Annotated in this window: 1 protein-coding gene; it reads right to left on the bottom strand. The window is 67.8% G+C overall.

Annotated elements, in window-relative coordinates:
- Nucleotides 1-236: hypothetical protein (locus tag ACFHWT_RS31640; protein WP_416598388.1), on the bottom strand; the 236-nt coding region annotated here is incomplete at both ends.

Raw genomic sequence — 236 nt, 5'->3', positions numbered from 1 at the left:
TCGGGGACCCAGAAGGGGTGTCCGTCGGTGGCGGTGATCTGGGCGACACCGGGGTCGCTGTGGCCGTTGGTGGTGTCTGGGTCGCCGCCCTCGTCGCCGTGTTGGCCGTCGGTGTCGATGGTGATCTTCACCAGGTGTTTGACGCCGTCGCCGGTGATGGTGGCGGTGACGGTCTCGACGCTGGTGGTGCCGGTTTCGGGGTCGGTAGCGATCACGGTGTCACCGGGCTTGACCTG

It is taken from the genome of Micromonospora sp. LOL_021, assembly GCF_048060215.1.
Classification (GTDB): Bacteria; Actinomycetota; Actinomycetes; order Mycobacteriales; family Micromonosporaceae; genus Micromonospora_E.
This window is presented reverse-complemented; position numbering and strand designations above follow the sequence as displayed.